This is a genomic window from Paraburkholderia piptadeniae, from assembly GCF_900007165.1.
In the GTDB taxonomy this organism is placed as follows: Bacteria; Pseudomonadota; Gammaproteobacteria; order Burkholderiales; family Burkholderiaceae; genus Paraburkholderia; species Paraburkholderia piptadeniae.
In genome coordinates, this window is record NZ_CYGY02000161.1 from 1 (window position 1) to 15174 (window position 15174).

A 15174-nucleotide genomic window follows, 5' to 3' on the forward strand; every position below is an offset into this window, starting at 1 on the left:
TTTTGCCGGGTCAACTTCAAATAGGCTTAAAGGTCCGGCCTTTGAAAGTGCACCCAATTGTCCGGTGCGGAAACGGTCAACGAATGCGTAGCCCTGGAAATTGCAACATAGAAGAGCTTCGCCTGCGCACGTTGCTCTCGGGCGAAATGCGAGGCGTCGGGCACCACCACGTGATCGAACTCAAGACCCTTCAGTAACAATGGCGTTGATACAGTTCTCTGCGGAAGCCGGCGTCCTGCGAGGCTCGCACGCTGCCTTACTCGCTCAGCGGCCTCCGTCATCGATACACAGCGGCCAGCCGCAACGTCCGCCATGGCGCGCTCAACATCGCGCCAAAGCTCCCTGCGGTAGAGCTGGTAGCGCGCACGCCGAGGAATCAACGACAAGACTGTCGCCCCCGCCTCCGCCGCGCCAGGACCAAAAAGATCGGCTACCGCTAGCCTGATTCTCGCATTGGTTGCCAGATCGGCAAGAGTGTCCTCTTCGCCATCCTCTAGCGCCTTCACATTGACGCAATCGTCCAACAGACTCGTGATGACATCGACTCGGCTTTGACGTGAATCGCAACTATCCCAAGCTATGCAGAACTCCTGCAAACGCCTCGCGGCCACCTCCTCGATAGCCTGGTATCCGCCGCCCGCCGCGCGAGCCAGTCGGTAACAGATTCCCTTGTTGCAATGAATAGCAGCGACGCTGCCTTGAACGCCGTCGAAGCCATCGAACAACGGCCCCATATCGAACGCCGTATCGGCGCGGCGGAAGGCGACCGGTCCGACCGACAAGTCAATGCCGTCACCCCGCATCAGCCTCTCTCGAACCTCCGCAATCCATTCTCCAAGCTCCGGATTACGATTCTCCCAGCGATGAGGAACATCAAGCTCATCGACCAGGGGAAACCACGGGAAGATGGTCGTTTCCCAGTTGAGAGTCGCACCGGCGAACTCGAAGATGCCTTGCATCGGATCGCCAAAGACCAAAGTCGGGACGATGGTGGATAACGTCGTCGCAAGCTCGTGCTGCAAGCCGTTGCAATCTTGGTACTCGTCGATCAGAATGCGGTCGTAGGAGGCTTCGACCACTTGGCGAACCGCGCCAATGGCGAGAGCTCGAATGGTTCCTCTGTACAGGTCGTCCCACTGCGCTCCTTGCGGCATGCCTTCGCAGGGCTGTGCGATTCCGGGGAAGGCGTGCGCATACCGCATCGACCAGCCGGCGATTGTATCGACCACTGCCGCCGCATGTGGAACCTTCAAGCGCTTGAGTCTCGACCGGATGGCATGGACCCCGGCGTGAGTATGAGTAAGAATGAGCGTACGTCGTCCGAGCGCCGCTACCTTGGCGATCTGCTCAGTTTTTCCGTGCCCCGCCGGCGCGACAATGGCTCCTCTACTGAAGCCCAAGAGCTCTTCGGCGTCAAGCATATAACCAAGCCTCAGCAGCGGCCAGCGCCAGTGCCATCGGGGATTCGGGGCTCGTCATTGCAATGTCCCACGCAATAGGAGCGAGGCCGCGACCGATGCGTTGATCCTTGAACCACTTCTTGGCGCCGAAGACTCCCGCAATCTTTTCGCGCAACTCGCGACCATCGAACGCTGAGATCAGGTCCCACAACGCGAAATCGCCCGCGATATCTACTCGATCCAGATCCAGTGCTGCGAGAAGGTTGTCGTTGATCTTCCCGACACCACGTTCTTCGCGAGCATATTCAAGCAGACGCTGAACCTGCTCGTCACTCGCAGCAGAAAACAGTGCGTGCTCGGAGTCCAGCTCTCCTCCATATTCAAACACTGGAATCCCTACCTCATCCAGCGAGGCCGCTGCCTCCACGGTCAATGGCACGTCGGAGTCGCGGAAAACTGCGACGGAATATCCCAATTGTGCCAACCCCAATGCGATTGACACAGTTTGCCCACCGTTGCCATCCGCAACTGATGCCCCCTTGTGTTCGCACGGCATATCGTCATGACGAGGCGGCCAGAACTCCCGCAGGCCGTTAAGCATCCCCACTTCGGTCATCCCCTCGCTGACCAGGATGCGCCGAGCGAACAGCGCTCGCGGGTTGAACCGCATCAGAGCATGGATGGGATCGGGCGCCGCAGGCTTGATCACCGTAGTCGCACGATCCGGGCGAGACGTCCGACAAACGAAGAGCGACTTGGCTCCTGCCTCGGCCAAGGCCACCTCAGAATGGGTGGTAAGAATAATCTGACCGACCGGGCGATTCGCCTCTGAGGCGACGGTCTGGTCGCGTCGAAGCTGGGAGATGGCCCCCATGATGCGATGTGGCTCGAGCCCATGTTCGATTTCATCGACAAGAACGATAGCGCCTTCCGATACGGCGGACTTCTGGATCGCGAGAGTAGCTAGGCGCCTGGTTCCCAAGCCGGCCATTCGCAACGGAACCCCCTCGTCGTGCAGCGCAATGGAGCCTGCGGAAAGACCCCCGCGGCCAAGTTCCAGCCCGGGTGCGTATGCCCCCTCGACATAAGCACCCATGCCTTTGGCAAACCCTTCAGCCGCCGTCGCAGCCTCCATAAGGGCCTCGATCTCGTGGAGGCCCGCGCTGTCTCGGGCAGCCTTGTAGGCTTGTGCCAATCTGGCCGAGGCCTCCTCGTTGTTCCCGGTCAACCGAGACAGCACCGAGCCTTGACCCCACGCCAAGTGTCGGGCGTCCTCACCGGCGAGACGGACTAAACCGAAGAGTGCGCGATCGCGATTTGAGAGCGTGCGCACGTCTTCGATTCGGTCGCAGCAAATCTCCCATGCTGGTTCCAAGGTGGCATCCACGGTGAGCCGAATGGTCAGGACCGGCTCGTCGCCATCTTCAGCCTCATCGCGGATCGTCCCCTCGGCGGACCAGCCCCGAATATAAAGCCCGAACCGTTCGTCCGACTTGAGTGCCTTGGACAGCTCGCCCACAGTGACTTCGATCTCAATCGTCTTCGTAGTGTCGCCGCCGATGAAGTCCGCTTCGGTGAACGACAACCACCGCGAAGAAAGCGTTGCTTCTATCGCGTCAAGGACTGTCGACTTGCCGGAATCACCCGGGCCAATCAGACAACAGAACGATAGACTGGGGGACCAATCTAACGATGCGATGCCCCGAAAATTTGTGACTTTAAGTTGTCGTATTTGCATTTCTGTTCCTTTTGGGGCGTTCCAAGGCAGTATCCCTGTTTCATCCCGTGAGCGTCCACGGTACTTCCAAACGCCTTGAATCGATGCTCGCCATCAGTCAATCGATGTGTACGCAACCGCCGACTTCGGGTCGTGCGTCCCAAGGGATTGTCGGCGGTCGTCCGGCAGCGCTGGCGCTCCGAAGCATCTCTCGGCCCAGTCCGTGCGACCAGTCAGGCCTACTGCATCGATTACGCGGGTATTTCTTCCGGCACATTGTCCAGATGCTCTGCCAAGCGATTAAAGATACGATGGACGTCGGATGGCCCCGTCCAGAAACGACGGTCGCCGACCACATACAACCGACGCTTGGCGCGCGTAACCGCGACGTTTACCAAATTCGGTTTTGCACCAGCAAAACTGGAAATCACGCCAGGGCTGGACGGGTTGCCACCGAGTAGAAAAACCACGTGGTCGGCCTCCTTACCCTGAAAGGTATGGACTGTCCCCGCCATCCCCTTGCTCACCTCGCCGTAGCGGCGATAAAGCAGCTGCCTGATCTTGCCACCAACTGTTCGGAACGGCGTGATAACGTAGACTTTGAACTGTCCGTTCTGCTTGAGTACGCCACCCGTAAGCTGCTCAACCAATTCCATAGCGCGCAGGGCCTGTGCTTCAACCCAATGCCCGTCAGAATGCTCCGCTTGAACCTGCACCCAGCGACTCGGCCCGATACCGTCTGGACCGTCGTCATCGTTGGTGCCATAGACCATCTTGTTCTCGTACGCGATGCTATTGGCAATGCGGAACATCGGATCGAGACAGCGACGGTGGACGAGTAGCGGAGATCCCAGCCAGATACGCTCCTCTGCGTCGGGTTCCCCGAGATACATCCCGAACCGGTTCGCGCGGTCGGCCAGCGTCTGCGCAGAGGCGCGCGGAGGCGACCACTGCTTCTCGGCTGAGCAGCGTTTGAGCAACGGCGCCATCAGTTCTTGCGGCACCCCCACGACCGGCTCCAGCTGCAACGGATCTCCGACGATCACCGAACGTTTGCTGCGCCAGATTGCGCCAGCCGCCTGTTGAGGTGTCGCTTGACCCGCTTCGTCGATCATCAGCCAAGCGAGTTGCTCGCTCTTAATACTCCGAAAGAGCCGCGGGAACGAGGCAAAGGTCGTGGAGACCACTGGAACTACCAGGAAAAACGCGTCCCAGAGATGAATCGGCCCCTTCTCGATCTGGGTGACATTGAGGTTGCCCTGCAGCAGGCTCACGAACGCACTAAGCGTGCGAGACAAGCGGCTCCACGCCGCCACGACAAACGCCTGGTGCAGCTTCATAGCGGCGACGAAAACGTCACGGCGCGCCTCGAACAGCGCCGTAAATTCATAGGGCGCTGCACGGTGCAACGAATCTCGATCCAGCTTTGAAAGATCCCATAGGGCAATCTTGTCCGCAGGCACCTCTGATGCGGATAGCGCGCGCTGCGCCTTTTTGAGATCCGCGTCGGCCCGCGTCACCCGAGACTGTGCCTCATCAATGCGCTGCTGGGTAGCGCCCAGCAGCGTCTGCGCATGGCCCAAGGTGTCGCGTGCATCGCGAACGATGATGGCTGAACGATCGCGCGCCTGGGTCAACCTGTCGAGAAGTCGGGCCGGCAGCCCGGCATCTCCTTCGTCACGGCAGATATCATCGAGCGATATCCGGGTGCGTTCGACTTCCTTCCTGCAGTTCGCTTCATGTCGATTGGCAGCCGCGACGGCCTCCGCCAGTGTGCCGAGCTTTCGTCCGAAAGCTTGCTCCTTGGCGAGTCGGTCAGCCGCAGTCGCTTCTCTCACGCGCGCCTCGCGCAGTTGCTGCTCGAGCTCAACACCACGCACATTCCAACGACGGCTGTATTGTGTACGGAAGAGTTCAGAGAAGAATCCCGGCTTGCCTCGAAAGTGGAATTCCATGTCCGTCTGAATGCCACGTATCGCGGCTACCGCGGTCTCATGCCCGGTACCAGCATTGTCCAATGCGGCCGGGTCTACCGTCTCCCGCAGCAGATCATAGGCTTTCTGCTGTGCCTTCCTCTCCGCATCGGCATTGCTCCATGTCTTGCAGATCGATACCTGATGTACGGCGCGCTCGTCCTCGCGAATAGCGGTCTCCAAACTGGCCTGTGCCCGGCGCACCGCTTCCTTCTGACCGATGTGGGCCTGCTCATTGTTAGTCAATGTTGCAAGGGCCACCTTTTTTTCGGCCATTGCGCGCGTATTCAGCTGAATGGCGTCGGCGACGTTGGCTGCCATACGCGTCAAGCCGTTCACTCTCTTGCGCGCCTGACGGTATTGACTGCGTGCTTCTTCCCACGATAGCGCGCCGTGCTCGCCCGTCTTAACGAGATCTTGCAGGGAGCGCAATCGAAGCGGATCCGGTTTGGGCTGTGGCTTTCCATCCGTTTTCTTCTGCGGCAGCCCCGAGAACCAGAAGCGCGTCGCAAACTGGCTGCGATTGCTCTTGTTGCCCAACACCGCGGTAACCAGGCCCCAACGCTCCTGTGTCGCCGCACGTTGTTTCGCCTTCTGCGGCGCGGCTACCGAATCCGCCAGCACCGAGAAATAATCGAGGTCGATACCCGGCGCGATCGCAGCCAGTCCCGGTAGCTCTTTCGTGATGTTCTCCACCGCTCCGTTATTGGCGGATGACACCACGATCCCAAAGCCCCGCAAACGCGCGTCGAGCTCATACACCGGATACTGATAGTCTTCAATGCCAAGGCGTTTTGCGAAGGCCGACGTGGGCGTATCGAAGTCCACGAGGACATCCGCGCGATTCACCACGACGGCAGCAATAATGTCCTTGAGCATGGTGGTCTTGCCGGTACCGGGTGGACCGTTTACCGAGAAGAGACCGGCACCGTCGGCAAGATCATTCATCACGGTATTGACGGCGAACTGCTGGGCTGTGACCAGAGGGAATTTCGCCGGCCAGCAGCCAGCCGGTAGTTTCGACGGATGGACACCGTCGATCAACCGGTCAACCTCCGACTCCAGGTCAACGCGGCCGATTGAATCCTCCCCTTTCAGATATGCCTCTAAACCGACGCCGATTTTCCGCGCCGCCACCGCGTCGCCTACGTCTTCCAGATCTTCAGCATAGAAGCTGTTCAGAGGATCATCCTGGGACGCTTTTGAAGCTTCGCTGTCCACCGCCTCGCTTTCGGGCGCCCAGAGAGCCTGGATGCGCCACCTCTCAAGCTGCTCCGGATGCCAGCCCGAGAGCTCAAAGACCAGATTGGTAATGACTTGAACATCGCCCGACGTTACTGGCCGCAAAGGAGGTGGCTCGGGGCGGAACTCCGCGACCGCAGGCGCATCGCCTTCTACGCAAGCGTCTACACGCGGCACCGGCGTGGTCTCTTCCGCAGTGCTTTCGTCACTGGGCACTTCACAGGTTATTCTCGCAAGGAGTCGGCGTTCGACCATAAGGTCCTGCACTTTCTCGCGGATTTGCTCTTCAAGTCCACCAATCCCGAAGAATCCCCGGAAATCAAGCGCCGCTGACTGGTTCCGCGCGTTTGCAATCTGCCCCATCGCCCACGGCACGGTGCTGACAAACACCTGCCCGCTCGCCATTCCTTCGCCGTTGACATTTAGAACAACACAAGCGGCCGGTGAGGTTGGGCGCAATTCCGAATTGTCGATCGGGTCTGCACTGAGGTAGCGGCGCGCGCTCTCAATGAAATAGCCGCCATTGAGTATGCCCGCGAAGAGCTGAAACTTCCTGTTCGGACCGATCTGGCGATCCAGAATGGCTCGCTTCTTCGAGTCACGCCATGGCAATTCGCGGTCAACTGCGTCGCGCTCGAACTCCCAGACCGAATCTTCCAGCTTCACGGCCGGTGGAGACTGTGGAGCAAGGTACTCAAGAGCCTGCCAAAAATTGATGGCCGCCTCTGCTTCCTTCCAACTATCGCGAACCCCGTTCTGATGCCCCACCTTCATTGATTCCTTCGCCATCGTGATTCATCGCCCCCGGACTTGACGTGTCTGTTCTAATTTTTCCGGCCGACATACTAACTGAGTTCCGCGTTCTGGAGCGCGCACACATTACGTTCCGGACGGCCCCCGCTACATCTAGTTGCGCCCGACGACGCGCCGGGACGAGCCCACAATCGTCAACTAATTACCCATGCCAGCTATCCCCAAGGGGGCTGGGGCATGACTGCACATCCTAGACCCGATAGACAACGCACTGAAACCTCTCACCCCCTTCATGCTCATTCGACGATCTCGTCTCACACAGAGCCCGATTCAACAATTTCATCAACGGCAGCTTGTGACAAAAACTGAAGGGTTGCGTGCTTACGTCGATTTATGCATTTCGCATAATCGAACACACGCTCGCTATCACGCGGTTCATGACAAAGAGTCCGACGGAGAGAGGGAGCAGCATTCCAACCCTTGCCGGGTTCGCGGTCGCCGAGCGGCGGCATCAGCTCTCCGGAGGTAAATGGGCATCATCATTGGCCGTGCAGCAGCAATCGTGCAATGCAACGGCGGGAAGGTCCGGCTGATTCTCGTCTCGACTAACGGGGAGACGCGAGCGCACTTCCATAGTCGAAACGCTCCCCATCCCAATTACCGTCGACCATTCCCACCACGAGTCTTGTTACCTGATGGTTGATGACGAGCAATATGCGCTTTTTCCGTCTCAATCAATGCGTCTTTGCTCGTGCCCGGCGGCGCAACTGCAAATGCGACGCGCTGTTTGTCTAGGTTGAGCTTTCCGAGTCGTTCATGCTGCTGTTGACGCTGCCGCAGATCATTCGTCTGGCCCGCGTAGTCGATCTCTCCCGTCGGACCGACGTGGCGATAGATTCCGGGGAGCGAAGGAATCGCGCAGTCGGGACCGCGCACGGTGCCAGAGATTGCCATGCGACCTGGCGGAATGGCCGATCTCTTAGCGTCGACGGGCTCTTCCGCTGTAGTGCGAACGGGAACAGGCTTTTTCATTGGAGGTCCTGTTGGGGAATGTCAAAAAAAGCTGAGTTTGAGGACTGGGATGGTTGCCTACCGCAAGAGGCAGGATACGGATTTGCTCTATGAAGTCTGTTAGCTGCCCAACACCTCGCCCTCGCCTTTCCCGCTCGATACTTCAAGTTAAGTTCCGCGTTGTGGAACTTGCCCGAACTGCCCTTGTAGCCAACTGGATTCAGTCCAGCGCCCTGCTCCGAGCCGAGCGTGTTGCTATAAGTCGCACCGAAAGCGCGCGCGCCGATTCCACAATCTAGCGCTCACGGCTGCGCACTTTGCGGGATCAGCCGTAAGCAACAGTAGTTATCGGCACGTCACCGACATCGTCGCTATACTCTCGCCGACGTCCATTCATCACCGAAGTCGAATCATCGCCCCGCACAGAGGAGACCACATGTTTCTGAATGACCAGGAGACCGCAACCGATCTCCTGTATTACGAAGCGATAGCGAAGACTGTCGTCAAACTGGTGGACAAGACACTCGACTCGCCGGTGACCGTCGGCGTTCATGGCGATTGGGGCGCAGGTAAATCGAGTGTCCTCAAGATGCTCGAAGCATCTTTCGCCGGCAACGATCGGGTACTTTGCCTGTGGTTTAACGGATGGACATTCGAAGGTTTTGAAGACGCCAAGACTGTCGTACTCGAAACCATTGTCGATGAACTTCGCCGTGCGCGGCCGACATCTGAGAAAGTCAAGGAGATCGCCAAAAAGGTACTGAAGCGTATCGACTGGCTGAAGCTCGCCCGCAAGGCGGGTGGCTTCGCCCTGACGGCGGCAACCGGCATACCGACTTTCGACCAGGTGAAGGGACTCTATGAGTTCGCAGCAAGCTTCCTGGCCAAACCCCAGGAGCACATCACAGCGGAAGACCTGAAGGCCGCAGCCGAAAAGGCTGGCGACTTCATCAAGGACGCAGACGAGTCCAGCGACAATCTGCCCGAGCATATCCACGCCTTCCGCAAGGAATTCAAGGAATTGCTCGATGCCGCGGACGTCGACCGCCTCGTGGTCATCGTGGATGATCTGGACAGGTGTCTGCCGAAAACAGCAATCGCGACCCTGGAAGCGATCAGACTGTTCCTCTTCGTCGAGCGTAGCGCCTTCGTCATCGGCGCGGACGAACTGATGATCGAGTACGCAGTACGCGAACACTTCCCGGACCTGCCGCCAAGTGCAGGCCCCGTCAGTTACGCACGGAATTACCTCGAGAAACTTATCCAGGTGCCCTTCCGGATACCCGCGCTTGGTGCTGCCGAGACACGGGTCTACGTGACACTGTTGCTGGCAGAAAACGCGCTCGGCTCCGACGACGCGCGGTTCCTGGCCCTGCTCAACGCCGCGCGCGAAGACATGAAGCGTCCGTGGAAGAGCCGAGGCCTGGATCGTCGTACGGTTGAAAGCGCGATGGGTGGGTCCGTGCCCACCGAAGTGGATCAGGCACTCGTGATTAGCGCCCACGTCACGCAGATCCTCAGCGAGGGTACACGCGGCAACCCCCGGCAGATCAAACGGTTCCTGAACTCGTTGATGTTACGACAGGCGATCGCCGAGGAACGTGGGTTCGGTACCGATATCCAGCGACCCGTGCTCGCGAAGATCATGCTTGCGGAACGCTTCTACCCGGATTTTTATGAGCAGATTGCACGGCTGGCCGCCCATCACCCCGACGGCCAGCCCGATGCGGTGCGCCAGTTCGAAGAGCACGTGCGTCATCCCACTACGGCTAACGACGAGGATGACGAACAGGGCGCGACCAAAGCGCGCAAGGGTTCCCGCGGAACTCAAGCGGCCGTCGCTACCGAAGTGGCAGAGTGGGACAAGAATCAGTGGGCCATCAGTTGGGCGGCGATGGAACCGTCCCTGATCAACGTCGATCTTCGTCCCTACGTTTTCGTAACGCGTGACAAGCGCAGTTCGCTCGGAGGCCTCGCGGCGGCGAGTCATCTCGAGGGGCTGGTCGAGAAACTCATGGGCCCGACCCTCATGGTACGCGGCGCCGCCGACGAGATCGCCAGGCTCACCGCTCCCGAATCCGAAGAGGTGTTCGACACGCTCCGCGGCCGAATCCTGCAGGAAGACAAGTTCAATGCCAAACCTAAAGGGGTGGACGGACTTGTACGCCTAGTGACTGTGCATCCGGCGCTTCAGCGTCGGGCCCTGGAATTCGTCCGCGAGTTGCCCATCGAGAAGCTCGGTACTTGGGCGGCGTCGAGCTGGGGCGCATGTTTTCGCGACGCTGGCGTGGCCACCGATTTCCAGACGATCCTGAAGGCCTGGTCCGAGCAGACGGAAAACAAGGTTCTGCAAAAGGCGGCTCACGGTATCGCCAAGCTGGCGCAACGGGGCTGACGCGATGGGGACTTCGAAAGCCTACGGGGGACCGGCAAGCGGCCTCGTACCCTCGTTCGTTGATGATCCGACGCCGCCCGCGATGCCGGCGCCCACGGTAACACCGCCGTCGGCGCCGCAGCAGCCCGTGCCGCCTGCGGGCCCGATTCCAGCGCAGACGCCGCCGAGACCGCACACGCCCCAGGGACCGGATACCTCGGGTACAGGTTCGCTCGGCGGTGCGCGTGGCAGCTTCACGCGCTTCGCTCGCACGGGCAGCGGGAGCGCGCTCGGCAGGGCCGTCGCCAGCTACGTCAGCAGCGGGACGGGCGGCGCCCGACGGGCTGCCCGGCGCATGGGCGCATCCCGCGCGGCGGCCCGGGGACTGCTCGGTGTAGTTCGGGACGTCCAGCAGCTGGGCCCCGTTGAGGCGCTACGCCGGCTCAATCTCGACGGACTCGCCGGGCAACCGGCCGCGGACGTATTCGTTTCGATGCTGGAGTTCATCTGCCCACCGGGCGGCACGGTCGACGAGGCCATCGCCCGGCAGGCGATGCTTGAAACAATCGGAGATCTGGCCGAGGGGGATGCCGGGAGCTTCGACTCCCTCACGCGCGAGCAGTTGCAGGACTTCTTCCTCGACTTTATCGTGCGCTCTATCGAGGGTCGAGTAATGGCCGATATCGGGAAACGTGGCATCACGCTTCCGGATGATGTGGACGCCGTGCAAGATACGCAGGACCAGTTGCACGATTTCGTCGACGGCGCGACGAGGGGGCAACTGGCCGGACGGCTCGATGGGCTCGAAAGGCTGTCCGATCGCGAGCTCGATACCGTCGTCAGTCAGATTTACGAAACGGCGTTCGACCTAGTCGCCGCCGCCGGTGAGGCCGCATCATGAGACATCACAGCATCATCGCCCGACTCGGAGCGTCTGACACCGGTCATGTATCGGTGAGCCGTACGGATACGCAGCAGACGGACGTCAATTTTCTGGAAAGCCAGAATCGACTTGAATTTGGGCTCGGCAGCACGCTTGAACAGCTTGCCCAGTTGGGCCTGCGACCGTCGGAAACTGCGGTAGACCTTGTATTGCTCGCTGCCACCGTGACAGCAGCAGATACACGCATCTCGCGCGCTTCGAATGCGCAGGATGCCTGGACCCGCGAAATCGATCTGCACCTGCCGGTCCACGATCCAGCGCGATGGGCAGCGCTGGTGCCGCTTATTACGACCATGCTGGGTTTCCTGACGGGAGATCGATGGTGCGTGTACTTCCGTCCCCGCCCTTCGGGCGTCGGTGAGATGGCGCCGGAACCCGACCAGCTACGCCTAGCCAATCCCACCTCCGTATGCCTCTTTTCCGGCGGGCTTGACAGCTTCATCGGTGCGATTGATCTGCTGGCCAGCGGACAGGCGCCGTTACTGGTTAGCCACTATTGGGATGGGATCACCAGTTCCCATCAGACCCACTGCGTCGGGGCCCTGGCGGGTCGCTATCCCGACGCTGCATTTCAACATATCCGCGCTCGCGTCGGATTTCCGACCGATACGGTGGAGGAAAGCGATATCGAGGACACCCTGCGTGGCCGCTCCTTCCTGTTCTTCTCCCTGGCTGCCGTGGCCGCGGACGCGGTGGGCGGGGACATGGTGGTTCACGTGCCAGAAAACGGGCTGATTTCACTGAATGTGCCGCTGGACCCGTTGCGCCTGGGCGCACTGAGTACCCGCACGACCCATCCGTATTACATGGCGCGGTTTGATGACCTCTTACGCGGGCTCGGGTTGACCGTTCGTCTGGAAAATCCTTATGCCTTCATGACAAAGGGTGAAATGACGACGCGTTGCGCCGATCAGGAATTTCTCCGGCGCGAAGCGCGGAATACGATGTCCTGTTCGTCCCCTGGCAGCCGGCGCTATGATCCCGATCCCAGTGAACGCGTGCCAAAGCATTGCGGTCGCTGCGTCCCGTGCCTCATCCGTCGTGCTGCCATTCGTGAGGCATTCGGGCGGGATTGGACGCCCTATCGGATCGCGAACCTGCGCGCACAGATGCTCGACACCAACAGGGCGGAGGGTAAGGACGTGCGTTCCTTCCAACTCGCCTTATCGCGCCTGGCCAGGAATCCCGAGCGGGCGCGGTTTGATATCCATCGCCCCGGCCCCCTGATTGATCACCCCGACAGGCTGACGGACTACGAAGCCGTGTACGTTGCCGGACTCCAGGAAGTCGGGCGCCTTTTGCGTGGTGTGCGAGCGGGACCACTATGACGGCGGCATCGACACGATCGACTCCACAGTGGGTGGACTTCCATTGCCACTTGGACCTCTATCCGGACCACGAGGCGCTGATCGCCGAGTGTGACCGGGAACGCGTGGCGACCCTCGCCGTCACCACCACACCAAAGGCGTGGCCACGCAATCGCGAGTTGACCCAGAACTCGCCGCATGTGCGCGTAGCGCTGGGACTGCACCCACAGTTGGTCGCCGAACGCGAGAGCGAACTGGCGCTACTCGAACGCTATCTTCCCGATACCCGTTATGTCGGCGAGATCGGGCTGGACGCTGGGCCACGCTTCTATCGCAGCTTCCCGGCACAGGAACGGGTGTTTGACCATATCCTTCGCGCCTGCGCTGAACACGGCGACAAGATCCTGACCATCCACAGCGTGCGTTCGGTAGCCAAGGTCTTGGGTCACCTCGAGCGCGCACTACCTGTCGACCGCGGGCAGGCCGTCCTGCACTGGTTCACCGGCACCGCCGCCGAGGCTCGCCGAGCCGTCGAAATGGGTTGCTTCTTCTCGGTTAACGCCGAGATGCTCCGGTCGGCCAAACATCGCAAGCTCATCAGCGGCCTGCCGTTGGAACGTGTATTGACGGAGACAGATGGGCCATTCGTGGTTGAGGATGGCCAGCCAACTCGACCTCGCGATGTCGCACGTACGGTGTCTGAACTCGCGGTGCTGCTGAGCCTCCCCATCGAATCTGTTGCAGCGCAGATACTGCACAATCTGAAGCGACTGGTAACAACCTGACTGCTAGACGAGTTCGGACTTCTTGAATTGACGGCGCACACTCGCGATCAGCGTCAAAAGTCGCCTCGATCCGTCTCAGGAATCGGCGAAGAGGCTGTACCTGCGAGAAAGTGTTTTAGTCGCCGCTCCGCTTCAATTATCTTGTGAAGTGGCGCGACAGCCAATTGCGAGTCATGCAACGCAAGCAGTCCCTCAAACGCCGGCATTGCGTCGCCAGCGAGAAGCCATTCATTCGATTCGTGAGCGCGCGCCAAGGCGTCCTCGATTGCGTGCTCCGTCGTCTTAAACTTTTCAACGGGTTCGTTGCCGTAGCCAGCCTGTTGAAGGAACCATGCGACGTATATCGCGCGCATCAACTCATTGCAAAGATGCCCGTTCCCGTGACCGTTGCGGCAGGTTGCGAGTGCCAGATGATAGGCCAATGACTGCTCCCGAACAGAGGCCTGGTCCATCGGCAACAACATTGTCTTGGTGAGCGGCCGACGCGAGCGCGACGCCCCACCCCCGCTACGTTTCGAACTCATTTAGCTAATTACCGGCCCGGGACAACTCTAATCCATTGTAGCCGAGTCGTGGACAAATGCCGGTGAACACAGGCAAACCCGGCAGTCTGCCACAGGCGGTTTAAGCTCGAATGCTGTCCAAATGCGGCAACGGGCGCGTGGTGCACCCGGTCCCGACTACGACGCGTTCACGGCGTCCTTGAATGCCTTGCCGGCTGTGAACTTGACCGTCTTGGCCGCGGGAATCGTGATGGTCTCGCCCGTCGATGGATTCCTGCCGCTCCGTTCTGCTCGCGCGCCCGTTGAAAACGACCCAAATCCTATCAGCTGCACCGTGTCGCCCTTCGAGACCGCTCGCGTAACTGCCTCAATGATTGCATCAATGGTTTCACCGGTACCTGCTTTGCTTTCGCCCGTCGTGGCAGCTACAGCGTCAATCAGTTCCTGCTTGTTCATCCTGTGTTCCCAAATGGTGTCCGCTGATGCGAACCGAACTGGCACGCTACAACATCTGGAGGGCAGAACACAAGGTGCTACGTGGTTGCGGCTTCAATCGATGGATGCGCCTGCAGCCAAAATACATCGCACGATCGTCAGTTTCATCGATGCCCCGCTGTTCGGAAATTTCCGAAAAAGCTCCCTCCCATGGCGCAAATCAATCGTCCGAACCGGATTTTGACGTCCGTTCCGCTCAAGCGCAAAGTTGCCCCGGAGGTCGGCATCCGCAGATCGCGCCGCAGGCGCGGCAAAGCGTCGGACGGCGACATGGCCTCGATAAAGTGCTTATCTCCGCAACGCCCTGGTCAGCAGGGTCCCAAACGGGCGCAGGAGCATTCCCCGAAAAATAAACATCTACAGGCCCGCTCGACACGTCCACCGCCCCTACAAGCCCAGACAGACGTTGCGCGGACCGAGAGCAAAGGTGACCCGACGTCGGCGAAGAGATACTGCTTGCCAGGGCGGCCGCAGCTAGCTAGAACATCAGCTCGGAAACGCTTGGCTCCATAACGCCTCCCCTGGTCAGCGAAAAAGCAGATTCCGCGCACGCGTATCGCCCCTCAAGATTGAGGATATGCTTTAGCAAACATATCCTCCCTTAGGGTATAGCGTAGATATCCTCGATCGAGGATAGAAAGGAATAGCCGAATGAAGTTGACCCGGCAAAA

General features: G+C 59.9%; 10 protein-coding genes and 1 pseudogene. 4 read left to right on the top strand and 7 right to left on the bottom strand.

The genetic code is table 11. The annotated features are described in order from the left end of the window. Positions 1-26: 26 nt before the first annotated feature. The 5 genes and pseudogenes from BN2476_RS43660 to BN2476_RS43675 all read right to left on the bottom strand — a co-directional run bounded on the left by BN2476_RS43660 (position 27) and on the right by BN2476_RS43675 (position 8117). A complete protein-coding gene (locus BN2476_RS43660) occupies positions 27-1421 on the bottom strand; it encodes a UvrD-helicase domain-containing protein (protein WP_087740307.1) in 1395 nt (464 codons plus the stop codon). Then, positions 1414-2985, bottom strand: coding sequence for an ATP-dependent nuclease (locus BN2476_RS43665; RefSeq protein ID WP_218274613.1), 1572 nt, complete (start codon positions 2983-2985; stop codon positions 1414-1416). Before BN2476_RS43665 ends, BN2476_RS43660 begins: the two co-directional genes overlap by 8 nt. A gap of 15 nt (positions 2986-3000) precedes the next feature. Beyond that, positions 3001-3138: pseudogene (locus tag BN2476_RS49870) on the bottom strand (AAA family ATPase); the annotation flags it as partial. A gap of 230 nt (positions 3139-3368) precedes the next feature. Next, on the bottom strand, positions 3369-7121 hold the full coding sequence (locus BN2476_RS43670) for a DEAD/DEAH box helicase (RefSeq protein WP_087740309.1): 3753 nt from the start codon (positions 7119-7121) through the stop codon (positions 3369-3371). A 621-nt stretch (positions 7122-7742) separates the two neighbouring features. Beyond that, complete coding sequence (locus tag BN2476_RS43675) at positions 7743-8117, bottom strand: GIY-YIG nuclease family protein (protein WP_143811230.1); 375 nt, start codon at positions 8115-8117, stop codon at positions 7743-7745. 415 nt (positions 8118-8532) lie between these two features. Between BN2476_RS43675 and qatA the strand changes: the two genes are divergently transcribed. From qatA to qatD, 4 genes are all read left to right on the top strand, one after another. Further along, complete coding sequence (gene qatA, locus BN2476_RS43680) at positions 8533-10491, top strand: Qat anti-phage system ATPase QatA (RefSeq protein WP_087740311.1); 1959 nt, start codon at positions 8533-8535, stop codon at positions 10489-10491. Between the two features lie 82 nt (positions 10492-10573). Beyond that, positions 10574-11371, top strand: coding sequence for a Qat anti-phage system associated protein QatB (gene qatB / locus BN2476_RS43685; RefSeq protein ID WP_321574965.1), 798 nt, complete (start codon positions 10574-10576; stop codon positions 11369-11371). Beyond that, positions 11368-12741 (top strand): Qat anti-phage system QueC-like protein QatC, encoded by a 1374-nt coding sequence (gene qatC, locus BN2476_RS43690; protein ID WP_087740312.1) that lies wholly within the window; start codon positions 11368-11370, stop codon positions 12739-12741. Before qatB ends, qatC begins: the two co-directional genes overlap by 4 nt. Continuing rightward, positions 12738-13505, top strand: a complete 768-nt coding sequence (qatD, locus tag BN2476_RS43695; RefSeq protein ID WP_087740313.1) for a Qat anti-phage system TatD family nuclease QatD — start codon at positions 12738-12740, stop codon at positions 13503-13505. Before qatC ends, qatD begins: the two co-directional genes overlap by 4 nt. Positions 13506-13558: 53 nt before the next feature. On the opposite strand, the gene BN2476_RS43700 is transcribed toward qatD, so the two are convergent. Together BN2476_RS43700 and BN2476_RS43705 are read right to left on the bottom strand one after the other, a co-directional pair. Next, positions 13559-13927, bottom strand: a complete 369-nt coding sequence (locus tag BN2476_RS43700; protein ID WP_227747277.1) for a hypothetical protein — start codon at positions 13925-13927, stop codon at positions 13559-13561. A 258-nt stretch (positions 13928-14185) separates the two neighbouring features. Continuing rightward, positions 14186-14479: an HU family DNA-binding protein gene (locus BN2476_RS43705; protein WP_268958032.1), complete on the bottom strand. Its 294-nt coding sequence runs from the start codon at positions 14477-14479 to the stop codon at positions 14186-14188. Between the last annotated feature and the right edge of the window lie 695 nt (positions 14480-15174).

What these genes read in the sequence shown, in the direction of transcription:
- BN2476_RS43660 (WP_087740307.1), bottom strand. Translation starts at nt 1,421, where the DNA reads ATGCTTGACGCCGAAGAGCTCTTGGGCTTCAGTAGAGGAGCCATTGTC.
- BN2476_RS43670 (WP_087740309.1), bottom strand. Translation starts at nt 7,121, where the DNA reads ATGGCGAAGGAATCAATGAAGGTGGGGCATCAGAACGGGGTTCGCGAT.
- BN2476_RS43675 (WP_143811230.1), bottom strand. Translation starts at nt 8,117, where the DNA reads ATGAAAAAGCCTGTTCCCGTTCGCACTACAGCGGAAGAGCCCGTCGAC.
- qatA (WP_087740311.1), top strand. Translation starts at nt 8,533, where the DNA reads ATGTTTCTGAATGACCAGGAGACCGCAACCGATCTCCTGTATTACGAA.
- qatB (WP_321574965.1), top strand. Translation starts at nt 10,574, where the DNA reads ATGCCGGCGCCCACGGTAACACCGCCGTCGGCGCCGCAGCAGCCCGTG.
- qatC (WP_087740312.1), top strand. Translation starts at nt 11,368, where the DNA reads ATGAGACATCACAGCATCATCGCCCGACTCGGAGCGTCTGACACCGGT.
- qatD (WP_087740313.1), top strand. Translation starts at nt 12,738, where the DNA reads ATGACGGCGGCATCGACACGATCGACTCCACAGTGGGTGGACTTCCAT.